General features: G+C 66.5%; 21 protein-coding genes and 1 tRNA gene. 14 read left to right on the forward strand and 8 right to left on the reverse strand.

Translation table 11 applies throughout. The annotated features are described in order from the left end of the window. Positions 1 to 77 precede the first annotated feature (77 nt). Genes LQ953_RS14615 through LQ953_RS14630 form a run of 4 tightly spaced genes read left to right on the forward strand, consistent with a single transcriptional unit; the run spans position 78 to position 2,966 of the window. Complete coding sequence (locus LQ953_RS14615) at positions 78 to 599, forward strand: GNAT family N-acetyltransferase (RefSeq protein WP_231031710.1); 522 nt, start codon at positions 78 to 80, stop codon at positions 597 to 599. A 32-nt stretch (positions 600 to 631) separates the two neighbouring features. Next, positions 632 to 1,201 carry a DUF1285 domain-containing protein gene (locus tag LQ953_RS14620; RefSeq protein ID WP_231031712.1) on the forward strand — a complete coding sequence of 190 codons (570 nt, stop codon included), beginning with the start codon at positions 632 to 634 and terminating at the stop codon, positions 1,199 to 1,201. Further along, positions 1,198 to 1,794 (forward strand): CoA pyrophosphatase, encoded by a 597-nt coding sequence (locus tag LQ953_RS14625; protein ID WP_231031714.1) that lies wholly within the window; start codon positions 1,198 to 1,200, stop codon positions 1,792 to 1,794. Before LQ953_RS14620 ends, LQ953_RS14625 begins: the two co-directional genes overlap by 4 nt. Beyond that, complete coding sequence (locus LQ953_RS14630) at positions 1,791 to 2,966, forward strand: CCA tRNA nucleotidyltransferase (protein WP_231031716.1); 1,176 nt, start codon at positions 1,791 to 1,793, stop codon at positions 2,964 to 2,966. The genes LQ953_RS14625 and LQ953_RS14630 overlap by 4 nt, the downstream gene beginning before the upstream one ends. On the opposite strand, the gene LQ953_RS14635 is transcribed toward LQ953_RS14630, so the two are convergent. Continuing rightward, on the reverse strand, positions 2,942 to 4,558 hold the full coding sequence (locus LQ953_RS14635) for a putative bifunctional diguanylate cyclase/phosphodiesterase (protein WP_231031718.1): 1,617 nt from the start codon (positions 4,556 to 4,558) through the stop codon (positions 2,942 to 2,944). The genes LQ953_RS14630 and LQ953_RS14635 overlap by 25 nt on opposite strands. A gap of 162 nt (positions 4,559 to 4,720) precedes the next feature. Beyond that, positions 4,721 to 6,973, reverse strand: coding sequence for a DNA topoisomerase IV subunit A (parC, locus tag LQ953_RS14640; protein ID WP_231031720.1), 2,253 nt, complete (start codon positions 6,971 to 6,973; stop codon positions 4,721 to 4,723). A gap of 214 nt (positions 6,974 to 7,187) precedes the next feature. Here parC and purC point away from each other — a divergent pair, with 214 nt between their 5' ends. From purC to purQ, 3 genes are all read left to right on the forward strand, one after another. Continuing rightward, positions 7,188 to 7,967, forward strand: coding sequence for a phosphoribosylaminoimidazolesuccinocarboxamide synthase (purC, locus tag LQ953_RS14645; protein ID WP_231031721.1), 780 nt, complete (start codon positions 7,188 to 7,190; stop codon positions 7,965 to 7,967). Between the two features lie 63 nt (positions 7,968 to 8,030). Further along, positions 8,031 to 8,261, forward strand: a complete 231-nt coding sequence (gene purS, locus LQ953_RS14650; RefSeq protein ID WP_231031723.1) for a phosphoribosylformylglycinamidine synthase subunit PurS — start codon at positions 8,031 to 8,033, stop codon at positions 8,259 to 8,261. Further along, positions 8,258 to 8,923 carry a phosphoribosylformylglycinamidine synthase subunit PurQ gene (gene purQ / locus LQ953_RS14655; protein ID WP_231031725.1) on the forward strand — a complete coding sequence of 222 codons (666 nt, stop codon included), beginning with the start codon at positions 8,258 to 8,260 and terminating at the stop codon, positions 8,921 to 8,923. The genes purS and purQ overlap by 4 nt, the downstream gene beginning before the upstream one ends. A 42-nt stretch (positions 8,924 to 8,965) precedes the next feature. On the opposite strand, the gene LQ953_RS14660 is transcribed toward purQ, so the two are convergent. Then, positions 8,966 to 9,712, reverse strand: coding sequence for a queuosine precursor transporter (locus LQ953_RS14660; protein ID WP_231031727.1), 747 nt, complete (start codon positions 9,710 to 9,712; stop codon positions 8,966 to 8,968). 58 nt (positions 9,713 to 9,770) lie between these two features. On the opposite strand from LQ953_RS14660, the gene LQ953_RS14665 reads away from it, so the two are divergent. Then, positions 9,771 to 9,847 (forward strand) — tRNA-Arg (locus LQ953_RS14665). A gap of 182 nt (positions 9,848 to 10,029) precedes the next feature. On the opposite strand, the gene LQ953_RS14670 is transcribed toward LQ953_RS14665, so the two are convergent. From LQ953_RS14670 to LQ953_RS14680, 3 genes are read right to left on the reverse strand one after another with little or no spacing between them, the layout of a single operon-like run. Then, positions 10,030 to 11,394 carry an SPOR domain-containing protein gene (locus tag LQ953_RS14670; RefSeq protein ID WP_231031730.1) on the reverse strand — a complete coding sequence of 455 codons (1,365 nt, stop codon included), beginning with the start codon at positions 11,392 to 11,394 and terminating at the stop codon, positions 10,030 to 10,032. An 11-nt stretch (positions 11,395 to 11,405) separates the two neighbouring features. After that, positions 11,406 to 11,996, reverse strand: coding sequence for a hypothetical protein (locus tag LQ953_RS14675; protein ID WP_269141524.1), 591 nt, complete (start codon positions 11,994 to 11,996; stop codon positions 11,406 to 11,408). Between the two features lie 10 nt (positions 11,997 to 12,006). Then, a complete protein-coding gene (locus tag LQ953_RS14680; protein ID WP_231031732.1) occupies positions 12,007 to 12,720 on the reverse strand; it encodes a ParA family protein in 714 nt (237 codons plus the stop codon). Between the two features lie 210 nt (positions 12,721 to 12,930). Here LQ953_RS14680 and LQ953_RS14685 point away from each other — a divergent pair, with 210 nt between their 5' ends. Genes LQ953_RS14685 through LQ953_RS14695 form a run of 3 tightly spaced genes read left to right on the forward strand, consistent with a single transcriptional unit; the run spans position 12,931 to position 15,519 of the window. Beyond that, positions 12,931 to 13,884 carry an SPOR domain-containing protein gene (locus LQ953_RS14685; protein WP_231031734.1) on the forward strand — a complete coding sequence of 318 codons (954 nt, stop codon included), beginning with the start codon at positions 12,931 to 12,933 and terminating at the stop codon, positions 13,882 to 13,884. Between the two features lie 46 nt (positions 13,885 to 13,930). Beyond that, a complete protein-coding gene (locus tag LQ953_RS14690; RefSeq protein ID WP_231031736.1) occupies positions 13,931 to 14,716 on the forward strand; it encodes a MipA/OmpV family protein in 786 nt (261 codons plus the stop codon). Between the two features lie 23 nt (positions 14,717 to 14,739). Beyond that, positions 14,740 to 15,519, forward strand: coding sequence for a TSUP family transporter (locus tag LQ953_RS14695; protein WP_231031737.1), 780 nt, complete (start codon positions 14,740 to 14,742; stop codon positions 15,517 to 15,519). Here LQ953_RS14695 and LQ953_RS14700 read toward each other — a convergent pair. Next, positions 15,513 to 16,112 carry an exopolysaccharide biosynthesis protein gene (locus LQ953_RS14700; RefSeq protein ID WP_231031739.1) on the reverse strand — a complete coding sequence of 200 codons (600 nt, stop codon included), beginning with the start codon at positions 16,110 to 16,112 and terminating at the stop codon, positions 15,513 to 15,515. The genes LQ953_RS14695 and LQ953_RS14700 overlap by 7 nt on opposite strands. A gap of 129 nt (positions 16,113 to 16,241) precedes the next feature. On the opposite strand from LQ953_RS14700, the gene LQ953_RS14705 reads away from it, so the two are divergent. Beyond that, positions 16,242 to 16,904, forward strand: a complete 663-nt coding sequence (locus LQ953_RS14705) for a glycoside hydrolase family 11 protein (protein ID WP_231031741.1) — start codon at positions 16,242 to 16,244, stop codon at positions 16,902 to 16,904. Between the two features lie 40 nt (positions 16,905 to 16,944). On the opposite strand, the gene serB is transcribed toward LQ953_RS14705, so the two are convergent. Further along, positions 16,945 to 17,820 (reverse strand): phosphoserine phosphatase SerB, encoded by an 876-nt coding sequence (serB, locus tag LQ953_RS14710; RefSeq protein WP_231031793.1) that lies wholly within the window; start codon positions 17,818 to 17,820, stop codon positions 16,945 to 16,947. A 129-nt stretch (positions 17,821 to 17,949) separates the two neighbouring features. Here serB and miaA point away from each other — a divergent pair, with 129 nt between their 5' ends. Then, positions 17,950 to 18,873, forward strand: coding sequence for a tRNA (adenosine(37)-N6)-dimethylallyltransferase MiaA (gene miaA, locus LQ953_RS14715; protein WP_231031743.1), 924 nt, complete (start codon positions 17,950 to 17,952; stop codon positions 18,871 to 18,873). 79 nt (positions 18,874 to 18,952) lie between these two features. Beyond that, positions 18,953 to 20,701, forward strand: coding sequence for an acetolactate synthase 3 large subunit (locus LQ953_RS14720; protein ID WP_231031744.1), 1,749 nt, complete (start codon positions 18,953 to 18,955; stop codon positions 20,699 to 20,701). Positions 20,702 to 20,705 lie beyond the last annotated feature (4 nt).

Below are 20,705 nucleotides of genomic sequence, written 5' to 3' on the forward strand. Positions count from 1 at the left end.
TAAACCTTGCACCGCCTGACAACGGCGTTAAAGCGCGCCGCCCGGTGTTGCGGGACACGTTTCTGAGGACCCGCTGGGTGACCATCCTGGTACCGCTTGCCGATATTGCTGCCGATCGTGTCGAAGACCTGCTCGACCGCGCTTTCGGTCCGGAGCGGCACCTACGGACCGCTTACCGCATTCGTAGTGGAACCGAAGCGATCCCGGAACTGAGCTTCGCGGCATTGGGGCAGGACGGCGACTTGCTTGGGACGATCCAGTGCTGGCCGGTCGTCCTTCATTGCGACGGCGGCGAGCAGGTGCCGATGGTGATGGTGGGTCCGGTCGCGGTAGAGCCGGCGCTTCAGCGCGGCGGTATCGGCCGACTGCTAATGGAGTGTGTGCTAGAGGCTGCGAGTGTTCGCGGCGTAGAGGGCTCCGACGCGCTGATGCTGATCGGCGATCCGGAATATTACGAGCGATTCTTTGGGTTTACGGCCAATCATACCGGACTTTGGCGGCTGCCTGGCCCCTACGAGCAGCGCCGCCTGCTCGCGCGCGGCACCGCAGTTCCGACCTGCGCCGGACTTGTCGGCCCACGCCTTGACCAAGCGGCTTGAGGGTCAGGCCCGGCTGGCCTAACGCTGCCGCAATGCCGACCACTCCGCTTCCAGACTTTGCCAATCTTTCGCTCGCCGAGATCGCGCGCCTCGCCGAAGAGCACCGCCTGCCGCCGGTCGACAGCTGGAACCCGGCGCATTGCGGGGACAGCGAAATGCGGATCGGTCGCGACGGCACCTGGTTCCACCAGGGCGCGCCGATCACCCGGCAGGCAATGGTGCGGTTGTTCTCGACCATCCTTCGTCGCGAGGCTGAAGGGAAGTACGTGCTCGTCACCCCCGTGGAGAAGCTCGACATCGATGTCGAGGACGCACCCTTCGTTGCCGTCGAGATGAAGAGCGACGGCAGCGGCGAAGCCATGCGCCTCGCCTTCCGCCTGAACACCGGTGACGTGCTGACTGCCGGTCCCGCGCACGGCCTGCGCTTCGAGGAGCGGGCGGACGGCCCCCGCCCCTATCTGCACGTGCGCCGGGGCCTGGAAGCGCTGATAGCCCGCCCGGTCTATTACCAGTTGGCCGAACTTGCGCTGGCCAACGGCTCCACGCCGCCCGGCGTCTGGAGCGACGGCACCTTCTTCCCGCTCGGATCCGCCGCCGAATGACCTTGGCCGAGCGCTTGCGGACAGCGCTGGACGCTCCGCACGATACCGGACCGGTTCTGCTTCCAGGCGACCACCACGATTTCGATCCGCAGAGCATCGGTCGCGCCGCGGCCGTGCTGATCGCGGTGACGGATCGGAGCGAACCCGGCGTTCTGCTTACGCGGCGCACCGACACGCTGCGCCGCCACGCCGGCCAGGTCGCCTTTCCCGGTGGCCGCATCGATCCGGAGGATGACGGGCCAGTGAGCGCCGCCTTGCGCGAAGCCGAGGAAGAGATCGCCCTTCCCCGCTCGCAGGTTCAGGTCGTCGGCGAGGTAGACCGTTACCGCACCGTTACAGGCTTTGACGTGACGCCCGTACTTGCCGTGATCCCGCCGGACCTGGCGCTGGTGCCTTCGGAAGCGGAGGTGGCTGATCTGTTCGAGGTGCCCATGACCTTCCTGCTCGACCCCGCCAATCATCGCCGGAATAGCGTGCAGTTCGAAGGGGCTGAGCGGCGCTTTTACGAGATCCTCTGGGGTGATCACCGCATCTGGGGTGCGACCGCGGCGATGCTGGTGAATCTGTCGCGGCGGCTGCGGTGGCCGGCATGATCCTTCCTACGGCAGAATGGCGCGAGCGTCCTGGCCTTGACCAGTTGGTCTACGCGTTGGGCGAGTGCCGCTTCGTTGGCGGCTCCGTGCGTGACACGCTGCTCGGGACAGCCGTGGCCGATGTTGACATCGCCACGCCGCTGTCCCCGCAAGCCGTGATGGACCGGCTCAAGGCCGCCGAGATCCGCGCGGTGCCCACCGGCATCGAGCATGGCACCATCACCGCGGTGCTGGAGAACGGCCCGGTGGAAGTCACGACGCTGCGCCGGGACGTGTCCACCGACGGGCGCCGGGCGACGGTTGCGTTTACCGATGATTGGCAGGAAGACGCGGCGCGGCGCGACTTCACGATCAACGCGCTCTACGCCGATCCGATTTCGGGGGAGATTTTCGATTATTTCGGCGGCCTTGCCGACCTGGAGGTACGCCGCGTCCGCTTCATCGGCGACCCACTCCAGCGCATCGCCGAGGATCACCTGCGCATCCTGCGCTTCTTCCGTTTTCTTGCCCGGTTCGGCGACACGCCAGATCCGGAGGGCCTCGACGCCTGCACCGCCCGCGCCAAGGACCTGATGGCCCTGTCTCGCGAGCGCATTGCTGACGAATTGCTCAAGCTCGTGGTGGCCGGTGGCGCGGTCGGAGTGACGGAGCTGATGATCGGTCGCGGCATCTTTGCGCCCGTGTTGCCGGAAATCACATCCTCCGAACGGCTGGCCGGCTTGGCGGCGGCGGAAGCGGCGGCAGGCATCGCACCCGACCCGATCCGGCGCCTGTCCGCCCTGCTCCCTACCGACAAGAATGTCGCCGACCAGGTCGGAGCGCGGCTGAAGCTCTCAAATGTGCAGCGCAAGCGCCTGATCGCCGCGGCCGCATCGCTGCCCGACGGGTCTCCGCAGGCGCTCGCCTATCGCGCGGGTCCGCAGATCGCGATCGACTTGCTGCTGCTGGCCGGACGAAGCGACGACGCCGCAATGATCAGCGGATGGACCGTGCCTCGCCTGCCGATCGGCGGCGGCGCGCTGGTCGCCCGCGGGCTGGCGAAGGGGCCCGACGTGGCACGCGCGCTTCGTGCCGTCGAAGATCGCTGGATCGCGGAAGGCTTTCCCGAAGCCCAGCGAGTGGAAGCGCTGGCCGATGCGGCCGTGGCTCAAGCGTTGCGCGAAACCAGGTAATCGTACGCGTCTTCCTGCATCAAGGGCCGGGCATAGAAAAAGCCTTGGCCATAAGTGCAGCCGAGCGCGGCAAGCGTTTGCGACAGCTCGATGCTTTCGACGCCCTCCGCCGTGGTCTGCATGCCCAGTGCCTGTGCCAGGCCCAGGACAGCACGCACGATCGCAATCTTGTCGCGGTCGGCCAGCATGCCGGTCACGAAGCTGCGATCGATCTTGAGCAAGTCGATCGGCAGCTTCTGGAGATAGGCGAGGTTGGAATAGCCCGTGCCGAAATCGTCCATGGCCAGCGTGGTACCCAGCCCCTTCAAGGCGAGCATCGTCTGGCTGATCCGTTCCGGATCGCTCACAATCGCACTTTCGGTCAGCTCAAGCGTGAAGCTGCTGCCGGCGACGCCGTGCCGTTCGAGCAGGGACTGGACCAGGTCTGGCACGTTGTCGCGCTGCAACTGGATGGCGGACAGGTTGACCGCGAGCTTCACGCCGCAGTCACCACCAGACTGCGCATTCCACGCGGCCAGTGTCTTGGCGGCTTCGTCCATCGCCCAGCGGCCCAGCGGGATGATCAGCCCCGATTCTTCGGCCACGGGAATGAACACGTCGGGAGACAGCTTGACGCCGCTGTCCGTGGTCCAGCGCGCCAGCGCCTCGAACGATACGATCCGACCCGACGCGAAATCCAGGATGGGCTGATAGCTCAGCGTCATCTCGCCATTCTCGATCGCGCGGCGCAGGTCGGTTTCAATGCCGAACTGTTCGCGTGCGATGTCGAACGCGCGCGTCTGGTAAAACTCGACGCGGCCGCTCTTCTTGGCACGCTTCACCGCGAACTGCGCGTGGCGGATCAGATCCTCGGTGTCTCCGCTCACTTCAGCGCCAAGCGCGATGCCGATGGAGCAGTCCACACGAATCTCGAAGTCGGACAGGCGGAATGGTGTCACCAACGCGGACTGGATGCGACGCGCCACCTGGGCTGCGTCGGCATAGCCATCTTCCACCGCCAGCAGGACGCCGAACTCGTCGCCCCCCATGCGGGCTAGGATGTCATGCCCGCGCAGTGCGCCCTTCAGGCGCCGGGCTACCGAAATCAGCAGTTCGTCGCCGGCGATCCCGCCAAGACAGGCATTTACGCGGCTGAAACGATCGAGATTGACCACCAGCACCGCAAAGCGCGCCGCCGTATCGGGCTCCACGCGCGCTTCCAGAACATCGCCAAAGCCGGAACGATTGGCCAGGCCCGTCAGGCTGTCGATCGCCATCTCGCGCCGCAGGCTGTGCTCGGTGCGCAACTCGCCGGTCTGATCCACCAGAGTGATCAGACAGAAGCGGCTGCTGCAGTCGCCAAGCTCGCGTGCGAACATGACCAGGAATCGGCGGCGATCCACCTGCTCGCCGATCTGCCACGCGAATTCCATCTCAGTCTTCTCGGACTCGAGGAAATCGCGGATCGTGGGTCCGAGCAGCCGGAACAAAGGCGAATCTGATGCAGTCGTTCCGAGCCCGGCAAGTCGGAAGGGCTTGTTGATCGCGGTGAAATGCAGATCATCGTTCAGCACCTGCACGACGGCCGCAGGCACGGGCAGCAGTTCCAACAATGCCGCTGCCTGCGGAACACGCCGGGCGCGACTCTGCTCCCCCTGGGTCCCCAGGTCTTCGGCCGGCAACTCGGCCAATCGCGATACGCCCACTCTCATCAAGGAAAGCAGCTAGGGCGGATTGGTTAAATCGCCCTGAACCGCACGGGATTTAGCGTGCCGTCAGAACCGATTGTCGCGAGGAAAACCGGTTGGCGGCATCCGTCCCGCTGCGCCGCGTGCGGCACGCCAGGGGGACACGTCCGCCTCGCTACGCACCCGCCCCTGCTCGCCACCCATGCGCCAGCGCAGCCCGTCCGCCATCTTGAAGGTGATGACGTCGGAAAGCCCGCCGTCGCGGTAACGCTGTAGCTGCACGCCCTGCCCCCGGGCCAACTCCGCCACTTCGGCAAGCGGGAAAACCACCAGCTTGCGATTGTCGCCGATGGCCGCGACGGCATCGTCGTCGCTGCCGATCTGCCGGACGATCTTGAGCTGCGCCCCCGCGCGGGGTGTCATCACCTGCTTGCCCTTGCGCGTCTCGGCGATCACGTCTTCGGCCTTGACGATGAAGCCGCGCCCGTCGCTTGCCGCAACCAGCAGGCGGGCGCCCGAACTCGCCGGCAACAGGTTCACGATCGTGCGCTCCCCCTCCAGGTCGATCATCAACCGCACCGGCTCGCCAAAGCCGCGCCCGCCCGGCAGCTTGTCGCCGGACAAGGTGTAGAACCGCCCATTATCGGCAGCGAGCAGCAGCTTGTCGGTCGTCTGCGCATGAAAGGCAAACAGCGGGCCATCGCCTTCCTTGAACTTGGCCGTGTCCGCTGATGCCAGCTCGACATGCCCCTTCATCGCGCGGATCCAGCCGCGCTGCGAGAGGATGACCGTAATCGGTTCGCGTTCGATCATCGCTTCGAGCGGGATCTCGCGAGTCGGGCCCGCCTCCTTGATGTCCGTGCGCCGCTTGCCGAGTGGCGTCTCCAGCCCGTAGCGCGCGATCATGCGGGCGAGATCGCGCTTCATGCGGGTGCGCTGGCGCCCTTCGGAAGAGAGCAGCAGTTGCAGCTCCGCCTGCTCCTTCTCAAGCGCACCCTGCTCGCGGCGAAGCTCCATCTCCTCCAGTCGGCGCAGGCTGCGCAGGCGCATGTTGAGGATCGCCTCGGCCTGCCGATCGGTGAGTTCGAACTCGGCCATCATGATCGGCTTGGGCTCGTCCTCGGTGCGAATGATCTCGATCACGCGATCGAGGTTGAGGAACGCAATGATATAGCCGCCAACCAGTTCCAGCCGGTCGGCGATCTTGCTCAAGCGGTGCTCGGAACGTCGGCGCAGCACCACGAACTGGTGCTCAAGCCAGCCGCCGATCGCCTCCTGCAGGCTCATCACGCGGGGCGTGCGGTTCTTGTCGAGCACGTTGAGGTTGAGCGGCACCCGGACTTCGAGGTCGCTCAGCCGATACAGGCTGTTGATCAGATCCTCGGCGCTGACCGTGCGGCTGCGCGGCTCCAGCACGACCCGAATGTCCTCGGCCGATTCGTCGCGAACATCGCCCAGGATCGGCAGTTTCTTGTCGTTGATGAGCGCGGCGATGCCCTCGATCAGCTTACCCTTCTGCACGCCATAAGGAATTTCGGTGACCACCAGGTGCCACCCGCCCCCCTTCTCCGCGATGCGCTCGATCTTGGCCCGCACCCGGAAGCTGCCGCGGCCGGTTGCATAGGCCTCGGCGATCACCGCCGCGCTGTCCGCGACGATGCCCCCGGTCGGGAAGTCCGGTCCCTGGACATAGTCGAGCACGTTGGCCGACGGATTGTCGATCAGAGCCACTGCGGCGTTCATGATCTCGGCGGCGTTGTGCGGCGGGATGCTGGTCGCCATGCCCACCGCGATCCCCGCCGCGCCATTGGCCAGCAGGTTGGGGAACATGCCCGGGAACAGTTCGGGCTCTTCCTCCTCGCCATTATAGGTGGGACGGAAATCGACTGCGTTCTCATCCAGCCCGTCCATCAGATCGATGGCGACCTGGGTCAGCCGAGCCTCGGTATAGCGATACGCCGCGGCGTTATCGCCATCGATGTTGCCGAAATTGCCCTGTCCGTCGACCAGCGGGTAGCGCAGCGCAAAGGTCTGCGCGAGGCGTACCATCGCGTCGTACACCGACGCATCGCCATGCGGGTGGTACTTGCCGATAACGTCGCCAACGACCCGGGCGCACTTTTTGTACCCGCTTGCCGGATCCAGCCGCAGCAGCCGCATGGCCCAGAGCAGGCGCCGATGGACCGGCTTCAGCCCATCGCGGACATCGGGCAGCGACCGCGCGGTGATCGTCGAAAGCGCATATACCAGGTACCGCTCGGAAAGCGCGCTATCGAACGGAACGTCCGACGCGCCAGAGGCGTCGCCGGTTGCATCGGAATTGTCGGTGTCGAGCGTCATGGAATGGGGGGTCTAGCAGGGAGAACATGTAGAGGCCAATGCCCCCTTGTCACCTCCCGCCGACCGCCCGGGACAGGGATTGGCGAACACCCGCCCAAGCGTGATTGCACCTGCGAGACCGTTCCAGTATAGCCCCCGGACTTCCAAGCCCCGGCAGGCGCGCGGCGATCCCGTGCCGCCGCCGGGGCGCTGCTTTTCAGGGGTAAAGGCCGATATGGCACGCCGCCGGCAAATCTATGAGGGCAAGGCCAAGATCCTGTACGAGGGTCCTGAGCCGGGCACGCTGATCCAGTATTTCAAGGACGACGCGACTGCCTTCAACGCCCAGAAAAAGGGCACCATCAACGGCAAGGGCGTGCTCAACAACCGCATCAGCGAGCATGTCTTCACGCTGCTGGGCGGGATCGGCATTCCCACGCACTTTATCCGCCGTCTCAACATGCGCGAGCAACTCATTCGCCAAGTTGAGATCGTGCCGATCGAGGTGGTCGTGCGCAACGTGGTCGCCGGCTCGCTGTCCAAGCGCCTCGGGATCGAGGAAGGCACCCCGCTGCCGCGCACTATCGTTGAATATTACTTCAAGGACGATGCGCTTGGCGACCCGATGGTCACCGACGAGCACATCCTCGCGTTCGGCTGGGCAACCCAGGAAGAGCTGCACGACATGGCCGACATGGCCATCCGCGTGAACGACTTCCTGTCCGGCCTGTTCGCCGGCATCGGCATTCGCCTGGTCGACTTCAAGCTCGAGTTCGGGCGGATCTGGGACAATGATTACGGCCGCATCATCCTGGCCGACGAGATCAGCCCCGATGGCTGCCGCCTGTGGGACATCCAGTCGGGCGAAAAGCTCGACAAGGACCGCTTCCGCCGCGACCTGGGCGGCGAAGTCGAAGCCTATCAGGAAGTCGCCCGCCGCCTCGGCCTGTTCCCAGAGGGCCCCGATTCGGCGGTGCTCGACCTCGAAAGCCATCGCAAGCTTCGCGGCAAGTAATCCCGCGGTCCGGTCTCGCATAAGGGTTGCGAGACCGGAGCCGCAGCGCCATAGGGCTCGGCCATGAAGCTCCGCATCATCGTTTCGCTCAAGAACGGCGTGCTCGACCCGCAGGGAAAAGCCATCCAGCACGCGCTTTCCGGCCTCGGCTTTGACGGCGTGGATGATGTCCGCGCCGGCAAGATTTTCGAGCTCGATGTGGCGGATAGCACTACCGACCAGGCGATCGATGAGATGTGCCGCAAGCTGCTCGCCAACACGGTGATCGAGAATTACCGGGTGGAGCGGCTGTGAAGTCCGCGGTCATCGTCTTTCCGGGCTCCAATTGCGATCGCGACATCGCGACTGCGCTGGAGGAAGTGACCGGAACCAAGCCACAGATGGTGTGGCACGGTGACACCGACCTTCCTTCGGACGTCGACCTGATCGCCGTTCCCGGCGGCTTTTCCTATGGCGACTATCTCCGCTGCGGTGCCATCGCCGCACGCTCGCCGGTGGTGCGCTCCGTGATCGGTGCCGCCGAAAAGGGCGTGCCGGTGATCGGCGTGTGCAATGGCTTCCAGATCCTGACCGAAACCGGGTTGCTGCCCGGTGCGCTGATGCGCAATTCCGGCCTCGACTTTGTCTGCCGCGACGTCGCGCTCACCGTCGACAACAACCAGTCGATCTTCACGGCGGGTTATCAAGCCGGCGAGTCGATCACGGTCCCGGTCGCGCACCATGACGGCAACTATTTTGCCGACGGCGACACGCTCGACCGCCTCGAAGGCGAAGGCCGAGTCGCGTTTCGCTATGGCGAGAACGTCAACGGCTCGGCGCGCAACATCGCCGGCCTGCTCAACAAGGCGGGCAATGTGCTCGGCATGATGCCGCACCCGGAGCGGCGCATCGAAGCCGCACATGGCGGCACCGATGGCCGCCGCCTGTTCGAGGGTCTGCTGCACGCCGTCGCCTGATCTGGCGTGCTCCTCCGCTCAGGCGGATGACCGCGCCAGTGCTTAAACACGCGCCGCAAAGGGCGTGAAGTCGGTTCCGCGGTCATATACGTCCACGCCCTCCCGCCGCTTCAGGAAGCCGACCACCAGGTACGTCACGGGCGTGAGGATCACTTCCCAGCCCACCTTGAGCGCCCATTGGGTGAACAGCACCGTCAGCACCAGATCGGTCGTCCACCCCGCCGCCCCCAGGAACGCTAGCGGGTAGAAGATCAGGCTGTCGATCCCCTGCCCTGCAACCGTGGAGCCGATGGTGCGCGCCCAGAGCATGCGCCCCTGCGTCAACAGCTTCATGCGCGCGAGCACGTAGGAATTGACGAACTCCCCGGCCCAGAAGGCGCAAACCGACGCGAGCACGATGCGTGGCACCTGACCGAAGATCGCCTGGTACGCCGCCTGGTTCTGCCAGTCGGGCGCGGGCGGGAGTGCGACCACCACCCAAGACATCAGCGCCATGAACAGCACGGCCGCGGTTCCCGCCCAGATCACGCGGCGGGCCCGGGCATAGCCATATACCTCGGTCAGCACGTCGCCGATGACGTAGGACACCGGGAAAAACAGGATGCCCGCGCCGAACGGCCAATAGCCAAGCCCCGGCAGCCAGATCTGCGCGACCTTGCCCGCTCCCAGCACGTTGGACAGCAGCAGGATGGCGACAAACGCCGCCATCACGACGTCGTAATACCGGAATTGGCCGCCCGCCAGGTCGCGCGCGGCGACCGGTGCTGGCCGTGCTGCCTGCTGGGTCATCCAGCGGGTATGATACTGGTTCCGCTCCAGTGCAATCCGCGCTAGTGCAGCGCCGCACGCGCCCGTAGCTCAGTTGGATAGAGCACGAGCCTTCTAAGCTTGGGGCCGCTGGTTCGAATCCAGCCGGGCGCGCCAATCACCCCTGCGCGACAGCGTTCGCACGAACCGGCTTACATCAGGGACATGATCATCGCTAATCGAGCGCGGAGGGCAGGTCGTAGCAGTTCAGGAATCGCAGGAGACGATTGACGTCGTTCCAACGAAAACAGCCGGGGTGTTCGCCCCGGCCGTTTCAGATCAAGCTTGGGCGTAGAAGCTCAGCGCGAAGCCACCTGCATCCGGCCTTTGACCCAAGCCGCGACCTGGTCGCCGGCCTGTGCCCGCACGAAGCAGATGCCGCCCTTTGCTTTCACCTGACCGCATAGGGCTGCCGCGTCCTGGCGGGCGAAGCCGCCGACCGACAGGCGGTAGAAATTGCCCGCGCGGGTCGACACGTTCATGCCCTGCGGCGTCACACCGGTCAGCGCCGGCACCCGCCGCGCATAGCGCGCCCAGCCATCGCGGGCGACGGCAGCGTTTTCATACGCGCCGAGCTGGACGTAGTAATTGCCCGGCTGGCGCGTGGTCCGCGCCTCCGCCGGCTTCTGCGCGGTAGCCTTGGCCACGCGCACCGGCTTGGCCGCACGCGCGGGTTCCGCACGGATGGCAGCGGCACGCACCGGTGCGGCGGCAACCGGCTGCACCATTTCGGCGCGTGCACCGAATACCACTTGCGGCCCGGTGCCGGCGACCTGCACCGGCTCGGGTGCGGCTTCGACGGGTGCCTCGACCGGCGTGGCCTGCGCTACCACGGCAGGCGCATCGGCCGGCACGCCTGGCATGAACTGATCCACCGACGACGGCGCCGGTGCGGCGGCCGCTACGGCGATCCCGGGCTGCTGCGACAGTGCCAGCGCTACCGGCTGGCCGGCGTCCTGCACCGGGCGTACGTTGAGCAGCGAGGCGACCTGATCATAGGCATTGGTCGGGCGCGCGAACTGCATCCATTCGCCGATCCGCGTCTGCAGCTGGTCGGGCGACATGTCCATCGACGCAATCTCGGCGGCTTCCTTCCACCGCCCGGTCAGCGCCATGGCAAGCGCCAGGTTCTGGCGGGTCTTGGCGGTCGCACTTGCGTCGCGTGCCGCCGGCATCAGGATGTCGACCGCGGTCACCGGGTCGCCGGCCAGCGCAAAGGCCAGCCCCCGGTCGCTGGCTGGAATACGCTCGGCATTGGCCTGAAGCATCGACCGCGCGCCGGCCCAGTCGCCTTGGGCGATCTTGGCCAGCGAGAGGTTCAGTGCCACCGCGCCATCCTGCGGGTTGAGCGTCAGCGCATCGCTTAGCGCCTGCGCCGCCGACGCGAACCGCCCGGCGAGCAGGTAGGACTGGCCCAGCAGCGCGCGATACGCGGCGTTGGTGGGATCGTTCGCCACTGCCAGTTCGGCATGCTGCACGGCCGCGTCGCCCTGGCGCTTGGCCAGTGCCTTGCGCGCCGCCTTGGCTTCGCTCGCCGCCTTCTTGGCGCTGGGCGCATCGGCGGCGAAGGCCGAAATGGTCAGCCCCTGCGAAGCCAGGCCGGCAACGGCAATGCCGCCCAGTGCCAGCGCGGAAAATCCGAACTTGATCGTGCGGGTGTTCATGGTCCTGTCCTTCACCCCTTGACCTTGGCGGAGCCGACCTGGCGCGCGAGCGCCTCGACTTCGGTCAGGGTTTCGAGAAATTGATCGAGCGCCTGGCACACCAGCTGCTGTGCCGATCGGCGCGTCACCACCGACGCCAGGCGCAGCCGCAAATGGCGGTCCTGGTCGAGGCGCAGCGTGAATGCCGCCTTGGTCTTTCGCGCGGAGACTTCGCGCGCGACCTGCGCAACCGCGTCGCTCGGCAACGCTGCCACCGGCTCCGGCTTCGGCTTCGGCTCTGCCACGGGCTCGGGCGCAGCCTGTGCGAGCACTTCGACGACCGGCGCTTCTGCCTCTGCTTCTGCTCCCACCTGTGCCTGCGCGAACCGCTTGCCCAGCACGTCGCGCTGACGCAGCACGACTGGCTTGGGGGCCGCTACCGGCGCGGCGTCGGTTACTGGGTACAGGGTCTCGTCGCCCATGTCGTTCCAGCCCAGATCGTCCTGCGCTGTCGCCGGGTTCAATCCGACAAAGCCTTGCGGCCGCATCGCGGGGCGGGCCTGCCCCTTGCGGGCAAGCAGGTTGGAGGACAGCGAGGCCATCGGCTTGGGGTTGCTGATCATCGCTGCGCCCTCAGCTCACGACGCGGCGGCCAAAGCCGCTCGCCGGGCGGACGGCACCGAACTGCGCCACTGCCGTGGGCGGAGTGAATACAGTGCGGCGGAAGTTCTTTTCCAGCCGGTCGCAGATATAGGTCCACAGCGCCGTAACTTCGGCGGCGGACTTGCCGCGCGGATCGGTTTCCATGACGGTGCGGCCATCGATCATCGACGCGGCGAAATCGGTGCGGTGATGCAGGGTGATCGGTGCCACCGTGCCATGCTGCGACAGCGCCACCGCCGCTTCGGAGGTGATGCGCGCCTTGGCAGTCGCGGCGTTCACGACGAAGATCAGCGGCTTGCCCGCGCGCTCGCACAGGTCGACCGTCGCGCCCACGGCGCGCAGGTCGTGCGGGCTTGGACGCGTTGGGATCACGATCAGTTCGGCCACCTGGATCACGCTCTGGATCGCCATGGTGATGGCCGGCGGCGTGTCGATCACGGCCAGCTTGAAACCCTGCTGGCGCAGCACCTCCAGATCGGCGGCGAGCCGCCCGACCGTGGTCTGCGCAAAGGCAGGCAGATCGCTGTCGCGTTCGTTCCACCAGTCGGACAGCGATCCTTGCGGATCGATGTCGATCAGGACCACGGGTCCGTGACCAGCCAGCTGTGCCTGCACCGCCAGGTGCCCGCTCAACGTGGTCTTGCCGGACCCGCCTTTCTGCGATGCCATCGCCAGAACGCGCATGAAGCCTAGATCCCTTGGTAAGTGCAGCCTCCCCAATGCCATGGCGTGCGATAAGAACAGGTTAACGGGGTCCACTCGCGCGGCTTGGCAGCCGCCGAACCATGGATAAGGAAATCTTTGCCAAATCCCGGTTAACTGGCATTTTAGGAACAAGGCGTCGGCACGCGTGCCACAATGGTGGCGGTCCGGGCCTGTGGGGTGGACTAAGTGATGAAGCTCTTGCCGATGCTTGTGGCCGCTGCTGGCCTGCTCGTGGCTGCGCCGGTGCTTGCCCAGGATGATGCCGTAAAGGCGGGCGTCGATGCGTATGAGCGCGGCGATTACCGCACAGCGGTGGATCGCTGGCGTGGCGCCGCCACCGCGGGCAATGCCGATGCGCAGTTCAACCTGGGCCAAGCGTATAAGCTGGGCCGTGGCGTGCCCGTCGATCTGGCGATGGCAGAACAATGGTATGGCCGCGCGGCGCGCCAGGGCCATGAACAGGCCGAGGCCAATTACGGCCTCGCCTTGTTCGAGAATGGCCGGCGCAGCGAGGCACTGTCCTGGCTCGAGCGCGCGGTCGCGCGTGGCGACGCCCGTGCGCAATATGTCCTCGGCATCATGCTGTTCAACGGCGACGGCGCGACCAAGGATTGGGTGCGCGCCTATGCGCTGACCGTGCGCGCGTCGCAGGCCGGGCTCGACGCCGCGTCCAAGGCGCTGGCGCAGATGGACAAATATGTGCCGCTCGATGATCGGCAAAAGGGCCAGGCGCTCGCCCGCCGCATGGAACAGGATTACAGCCGAGGTCCCCGCCCGCTTCCGCCCGTGCAGGTCGCAGAGACGGAAGCCCCAGTCCGCACCCCCCCGCCGCGCGCTTCATCGCCGCGGCCGGCGCCGGTGACCGCCAAGCCTGAAGCTGAGCGCCCGGCCCCGGCTCGCCCTGCAGCCACGCGCCCGGCACCCGCGCGGGACGGTGGCTGGCGCGTCCAGGTCGGCGCGTTCGGCGATCCTGGCAACGCGCGCAGGCTCTGGTCACAGGTCTCGGGCCGCTTCGCCGGACGCCAGCCTTATTACGTGAAGGCCGGCAGCCTCACCAAGCTGCTGGTCGGTCCGTATGGCTCGCGCGCTGAGGCCGCCGCCGCCTGTGGCCGGGTCAGCCCGTGCGTGCCGGTCGCGCGCTAAACGTAAATCATTGCGTGAACGCGCAGCTTCTGTAACGCTCGCTTCCATGAACAGCCACGCGCTTCCGGCCGCTTTTGCAGCAGCCTTCGCCCTCCTCGCCCCCGGGCTCGCCCATGCGCAGGAGCAGCAGGAGTCGCGCCGCTTCCGCCTGGCACTGGGCCCGCAACTGGTGCCGAGCTATCCGGGTTCGGACGAGCACAATCTGCGCCCGCTGATCGACGTGTCGCGGGCAGATGCCGGCGAGACGTTCGACTTTGAAGCGGCTGACGAGAACATCAACATCCCGCTGCTCCGCGACGGCAACTTCGCTTTCGGCCCCGCCGCCAATTTCGAGGGCAGCCGCCGCCGCGAGGAAGTAGGCGCGCCCATCGACGAGGTCGGCGTCTCCTTCGAGCTGGGCGGTTTCGCCCAGGCCTGGATCACGCCGCAGCTGCGCGCCTATGGCGAGGTGCGCCAGGGCGTCACCGGCCATCGCGGGTTGGTCAGCAACATCAACGTCGATTACGTGGTGCGCGACGCTGACCGCTGGCTCTTCTCGATCGGACCGCGGGTTTCGATTTCAGACGGCAAGTATCAGCGCGCCTATTTCAGCGTCGATGGGCGCGAATCGGCGGCGACCGGGCTGCCGCAGTTCCGTCCCGATGGCGGCGTCCATGCGGTGGGCGCCAGCGCCACGGGCCTGTACCAGCTGACCGACCGCTGGGGCGTCTATGGCTATGTGAAGTATGACCGGCTGGTCGCCGATGCTGCCGACTCGCCGATCACCCGCGCCTATGGCTCGCGCAACCAGCTCTCGGGCGGCGTGTCGCTCAGCTTCACCTTCAACCGCTGAGCGCATCCGCTTAAGGGGAGGCGATGGACCTCCCCTTCCAACTCATCGCCGGCCTGGCCGCGGTCGCCTTTGTCGCCGGCTTTATCGACGCGCTGGCCGGCGGCGGGGGCTTGCTGACGCTGCCCGCACTGCTCGCCGCGGGCATCCCGCCGGTTTCGGCGATCGCCACCAACAAGCTCCAGAGCAGCTGCGGCACCGGCGGCGCGTTCCTCGCCTTCGCGCGCAAGGGGCATATCGACTTCCGCCGCTTCCGCGTTCCCGCGCTCTGCGTGTTCCTCGGCTCCGCACTCGGCGCGTATGTGCTCCAGTCGGTGGATTCGTCCTTCCTCTCCGCGCTGATGCCGCTGCTGCTGGTCGCGATGGCGCTCTATTTCCTGCTCGCCCCGCGCATGAGCGAGGAGGACCGCCACGCCCGCCTGGGCCCGGTGGCGCTGCTGCTCCTGCTCGCCGCGATCGGCTTCTATGACGGGTTCTTCGGCCCCGGGACCGGATCGTTCTTCACCACCGCGCTGGTCGCGCTGGCAGGGCTTGGCCTGGTCCGCGCGATTGCGCATGCCAAGTTCCTGAACTTCGCCAGCAACATCGCCGGGCTGCTGGTGCTGATCGTGTCGGGCAAGGTGCTCTGGATCCTGGGCCTCGCCATGGCCGCAGCCTCCGTGGCGGGCAATCAGCTCGGCGCGCACTCCGCAATGCGCTTCGGCGGCCGGGGCGTGCGCCCGTTGCTCGTAATCATGTCGCTGGCCCTCACCGCCAGGCTGCTCGCCAACCCCGCCAACCCGCTGCGGATCTGGCTGGGCTACTGAGCGCCGCCCGATCCGAGCATCCCAACACCGACGCCGACCGCAACCAGCGTCAGCACCATTGCCACGATCATCAACAGCCCGTCACGCACGAGCAGCGCCAGCCCGAACGCGGCGATCGCCGCCATCGGCGCGGTGGTGGCAAAGGGCAGCAGCTCCAGCGGCGGCACCGTGCAGGCCAGCAGGATGCACGCCCCCGCCGCCACCCGCACGAAGGGCCCCTTGGTCAGCGCCGGCAAGCGCCCGTGGAACCATCGGTCCATGAACCGCGCCAGCCCGCGCAGCTTGCCTGTCGCCTTGCACACCTTCTCGCTCGACAGCGCGCGGTTGGACAGGAATTTGGGCAGCCACAAATGCTTGCGCCCGAGCACGATCTGCACCGCGATCAGCACGATCACGAGGGCGATCGCGGTCGGAAAGCCCGGAATACCGCCAAGCGGCGAGATCTCCACCAGCGCCGGTACCAGCAGGAACGGCCCCTGGCTGCGGTTGCCCAGTGCCTCGACCACGTCGCCGAGTGAAACCTTGTCGTCCTCGTTCGCCAGCTCCTCCAGCCGGTCCAGGATATCGCCTACGCTCTTGGGATCTTCCGCCATGCGCGAAGAAACAGCACGCCTGCGAAACGGTTCCGCGCCTCCAGGGCAGCAGCGACGGGCAGCCTGCCCTTCAATAGATAGAACCGGGCGTGCCGCCATGCTAATCCCGGCCCATCTGCGGAGAGCCCCATGTCTGTTTTCGTCAAAGCCGCCCTGGTGGCGATCGCCACCCTTGCCGTCGTAGCTGACACCCGCACCGTTTGCAGCAACGCCACGGGCATGCATCAGGGCCGCTTCTTCACCTTCTGGCACGACACCGGGTCCGGCTGCATGACGCTGGGGCAAAGCGGCGCCTACACGGTCAAATGGGATTTGGGTGAGCGCGGAAACCTTGTCGCCGGCACGGGTTGGAAGACCGGATCACTCGACCGCGTCGTGCGCTACACCGCGCGCGCCTTTGAGCCGGGCAGGAACGGCTATCTCACGCTCTATGGCTGGTCGACCGACCCGCTGATCGAATATTATGTCGTCGACAGCTGGGGCACGCAGTTCACCCCGCCTGGGCCAGAGGCGGTTCCGCTTGGCGAAGTGACCAGCGACGGCGGCACCTACCGCATCTACCGTACACAGCGGGTCAATCAGCCCTCCATCGCAGGCACTGCGACCTTCTACCAATATTGGAGCGTGCGAACCGCCAAGCGGCCGCTGGGCACACCGCAAACCATCACCTTCGCCAACCATGTCGCCGCATGGCGCAAGCATGGCCTGAAGCTCGGCACCATGAACTATCAGGTGCTGGCGACCGAAGGCTTCGGAAGCACCGGCCGGTCCGACATCCGCTTAGCGAATTGATCGAAGCGGCAGGCCCGGCAGCTGCAACTCGGCCTGCCCGCTACCGCACCCATTCCCGCATCGGCAGCCCTTGCGCCCAAAGCAGCGCATGCAGCGGCGCATGGTCGAGCCGCACCCCTGCGGCGGCCGCCACAATCGGCTTGGCGCGATACGCCACGCCCATCCCGGCGCGGCGGATCATTGCCAGGTCGTTGGCCCCGTCGCCGACCGCCAACGCCGCTTCCGCGGTCAGGGCGCGCTCGGTCAGCGCGTTCACCAGCGTGGTTTCCTTGGTAGCGCTGTCGACGATCGGCTTGGCCACGGTGCCCGTCAGCGTGCCCCCATCGATCTCCAGCCGGTTGGCGATCACCCGCTCGAAGCCCAGCCGCTCGCCCACCGGCTCTGCAAAGCGCGTGAAGCCGCCTGAAACCAGGACGGTCAGGCTGCCGCGCGCGCGCATCGTCTTCACCAGTGTCTCGGCGCCGGGTGACAGCTGCACCCGCTCGGCCAGGCAGCGGTCGATCGCTGCCTCGTCCAAATCCTTGAGCAGCGCCACCCGCGCGTCCAGCGCCGCGGCGAAGTCCAGTTCGCCGCGCATGGCCCGCTCGGTCACCTTGGCCACTTCGGCCTTGATCCCAGCATAGTCGGCCAGCTCGTCGATGCATTCGACGGTGATCATGGTCGAATCCATGTCGGCGACCAGCAGCTTCTTCTCGCGCCCGGCTGCACCCTGAACGATCACATCGGTGGCAGCGAACGCACCTTCCAATGCCGCCCGCGCGGCTTGCGGCTGCGACGCAAAGCGCAGGTCCGCCGCCTGTCCCGCATCGATCCAGTCCCAGCCCTGGGGAGCGCATCCAGCGCTCGCCAGCCGGTCGGATGCTTCCTGAAGCTGCCCAGCGGAGAGACCGTCTGCTATCAACGTCGCGATGTACACACCGAGCTCCTTATTCATACGGCGCCCCCCGACCCCATTCGACCTGAGCTCGTCGAAGGGCCGTCCTTGCGCCGCACCCGCGAAGAAGAACGGTGCTTCGACAAGCTCAGCACGAACGGAGGTGAGGAGGTGACCCCCTCGCTCCCAACGGTCGCGCTCATCGCAGGGCCGACCGCCAGCGGCAAGTCCGCGCTCGCACTGGCGCTGGCGCACAAGCATCGCGGCACCGTGATCAACGCGGATTCGATGCAGGTCTACGCCGATCTGCGCATCCTCACCGCTCGCCCCAGCGCCGAGGAAGAAGCGCAAGTCCCCCACCGCCTGTTCGGCCATGTCGACGGCGCCGACGCCTATTCCGCCGCGCGCTGGGCCGCCGAAGCGCGCGCGGCGATCGCGCAAGCGCATGCACAGGACCGGCTGCCGATCCTGGTCGGCGGCACCGGCATGTATCTGCGCACGCTGCTCGACGGCATCGCCCCGGTGCCTGAGATCGACCCCACCATCCGCACCGAAGTCCGCGCGCTGCCGGTTGCCGAAGCGCATGCCCAGCTCCAGGCGCTCGACGCGCCAGCCGCCGCGCGCCTCAATCCCGCCGACACCACTCGCATCGCGCGCGCGCTCGAAGTCGTCCGCTCGACCGGCAAGCCGCTCGCCGCTTGGCAGGCCGACCGGCATGGCGGCATCGCCGGCGAGATACACCTCGCCCCGCTAATCCTGCTGCCGGACCGCGACTGGCTGGGGGAACGGATCGACCGCCGCTTCCGGATCATGGTGGATGCGGGCCGTGACGAAGCTGCCGCGCTGCTCGCGCGCACCGACATCCCCGACGACGCTCCGATCCTGCGCGCGATCGGGGTGCCGGAGATGCGGGCGCTGCTTGCCGGCGACATCGATGAGGAGACGGCGGTCGCGCATGGCGCCCTGGCCAGCCGCCAGTACGCAAAGCGCCAATATACCTGGTTCCGCCGCCAGCCACCTGCCAGCTGGCCGCGCGTATACGAGACAGAAACAAACAGGCTCATGGACCAATTTGAAAGATTATTGTCTATATAAAGCTTGACGCGCAGTTTTCGTGCAGCTAGCAGGCCGCTCCCGCAGCCTTGCTGCACACGCGAACGCAAAGGAAGCCACAGTGACTACCGAGAAGAGCGGAGCCGACATCCTGATCGAGGCGCTGACCGACCTCGGTGTGGAGGTCGTGTTCGGCTATCCGGGCGGCGCGGTGCTTCCCATCTACGACGCGCTGTTCAAGCAAGAGCGCATCCGCCACATCTTGGTCCGCCACGAACAGGCCGCGACCCATGCCGCAGAGGGCTATGCCCGTTCGACCGGCAAGCCCGGCGTCGTGCTCGTCACTTCGGGCCCCGGCGCGACCAATGCCGTCACCGGCATCACCGACGCGCTGCTCGACTCGATCCCGATGGTCGTCATCACCGGACAGGTCCCCACCGCCCTGATCGGCACCGATGCGTTCCAGGAAGCGGATACGGTTGGCATCACCCGCCACTGTTCCAAGCACAATTACCTGGTGAAGGACCCAGCGCGTCTCGCCGACACGGTGCGAGAAGCCTTCTACATCGCCACCGCGGGCCGCCCCGGTCCGGTCGTGATCGACATCCCCAAGGACGTCCAGGTCGCGACCGCCGCGTACACCCAGCCCGGGCCGATCCGGCACAAGACCTATCGCCCGCAAACCGAGCCTGATCCCGCGCTGATCGAGCAGGTCGTGGACATGCTCGCCGCGGCCGAGCGCCCGGTCTTCTACACCGGCGGCGGCATCATCAATTCGGGTCCTGAAGCGTCGCAGCTGCTGCGCGAGCTGGTCGCGATGACCGGCGCGCCGGTGACCTCCACGTTGATGGGCCTGGGCGCCCTTCCCGCTTCCTCGCCGCAATGGCTGGGGATGCTGGGCATGCACGGCACCTACGAAGCCAATTGGGCGATGAACAAGGCCGACCTGATCATCGCGGTCGGCTCGCGCTTCGATGACCGTGTCACCGGGCGGCTCGACGCCTTCGCCCCGCATGCGCGCAAGGTCCATATCGATATCGACCGCTCCAGCGTGAACAAGAATGTCCGGGTCGACTTGCCGATCATCGCCGATGCGGGATCGGCGCTGCGCGCGATGGTGGACGCTTGGAAGACGCGCGGCCATCCCAAGCCCGACCTGTCCGAATGGTGGCGGCGGATCGAGGGCTGGCGCGCGGCAGACTGTCTGGGTTTCGAGGATCGCGGCGAAGTCATCATGCCGCAGCGCGCGATCCGCGCGCTGTACGAGGCGACCAAGCACCGCCAGCCGATCATCACCACCGAAGTCGGACAGCACCAGATGTGGGCCGCCCAGCATTTCGGTTTCGAGGCGCCCAACAAGTGGCTCACCTCGGGAGGATTGGGGACGATGGGCTATGGCCTGCCAGCCGCGATCGGCGCGCAATTGGGCAATCCCGACGCATTGGTGATCGATATCGCCGGCGAAGCCTCGATTCAGATGAACATTCAGGAGCTGGCGACGGCGACCCAATACCGGCTGCCAGTCAAAATCTTCATATTAAACAATGAGTATATGGGAATGGTGCGCCAGTGGCAGGAGCTGACCTATCAGTCCCGCTATTCGGAGAGCTATAGCGACGCGCTGCCAGATTTCGTAAAGCTTGCAGAGGCTTACGGTTGGAAGGGCATCCGCATCGACCGCCTTTCCGACCTCGCTGTCAGCGTCGACCAGATGCTGGCCCATGACGGCCCCGTCTTGGTCGATTGCCGCGTGGCCAAGCTGGCAAACTGCTTCCCGATGATTCCCAGTGGAGCAGCGCATACCGACATGATTCTCCAGGCAAATGAAGTCTCCGGCGAGATGGACGACGAAGCCAAGGCACTGGTCTAAGCGC

This window comes from Sphingomonas sp. IC-56, from assembly GCF_021043375.1.
Lineage (GTDB): Bacteria > Pseudomonadota > Alphaproteobacteria > Sphingomonadales > Sphingomonadaceae > Sphingomonas.

What these genes read in the sequence shown, in the direction of transcription:
- LQ953_RS14695 (WP_231031737.1), top strand. Translation starts at nt 14,740, where the DNA reads ATGGACCTCCCCTTCCAACTCATCGCCGGCCTGGCCGCGGTCGCCTTT.
- parC (WP_231031720.1), bottom strand. Translation starts at nt 6,973, where the DNA reads ATGACGCTCGACACCGACAATTCCGATGCAACCGGCGACGCCTCTGGC.
- purS (WP_231031723.1), top strand. Translation starts at nt 8,031, where the DNA reads ATGAAGCTCCGCATCATCGTTTCGCTCAAGAACGGCGTGCTCGACCCG.
- LQ953_RS14620 (WP_231031712.1), top strand. Translation starts at nt 632, where the DNA reads ATGCCGACCACTCCGCTTCCAGACTTTGCCAATCTTTCGCTCGCCGAG.
- LQ953_RS14685 (WP_231031734.1), top strand. Translation starts at nt 12,931, where the DNA reads ATGAAGCTCTTGCCGATGCTTGTGGCCGCTGCTGGCCTGCTCGTGGCT.
- LQ953_RS14700 (WP_231031739.1), bottom strand. Translation starts at nt 16,112, where the DNA reads ATGGCGGAAGATCCCAAGAGCGTAGGCGATATCCTGGACCGGCTGGAG.
- LQ953_RS14680 (WP_231031732.1), bottom strand. Translation starts at nt 12,720, where the DNA reads ATGCGCGTTCTGGCGATGGCATCGCAGAAAGGCGGGTCCGGCAAGACC.
- LQ953_RS14690 (WP_231031736.1), top strand. Translation starts at nt 13,931, where the DNA reads ATGAACAGCCACGCGCTTCCGGCCGCTTTTGCAGCAGCCTTCGCCCTC.
- purC (WP_231031721.1), top strand. Translation starts at nt 7,188, where the DNA reads ATGGCACGCCGCCGGCAAATCTATGAGGGCAAGGCCAAGATCCTGTAC.
- LQ953_RS14630 (WP_231031716.1), top strand. Translation starts at nt 1,791, where the DNA reads ATGATCCTTCCTACGGCAGAATGGCGCGAGCGTCCTGGCCTTGACCAG.
- LQ953_RS14670 (WP_231031730.1), bottom strand. Translation starts at nt 11,394, where the DNA reads ATGAACACCCGCACGATCAAGTTCGGATTTTCCGCGCTGGCACTGGGC.
- LQ953_RS14705 (WP_231031741.1), top strand. Translation starts at nt 16,242, where the DNA reads ATGTCTGTTTTCGTCAAAGCCGCCCTGGTGGCGATCGCCACCCTTGCC.
- LQ953_RS14625 (WP_231031714.1), top strand. Translation starts at nt 1,198, where the DNA reads ATGACCTTGGCCGAGCGCTTGCGGACAGCGCTGGACGCTCCGCACGAT.
- LQ953_RS14675 (WP_269141524.1), bottom strand. Translation starts at nt 11,996, where the DNA reads ATGATCAGCAACCCCAAGCCGATGGCCTCGCTGTCCTCCAACCTGCTT.
- LQ953_RS14660 (WP_231031727.1), bottom strand. Translation starts at nt 9,712, where the DNA reads ATGACCCAGCAGGCAGCACGGCCAGCACCGGTCGCCGCGCGCGACCTG.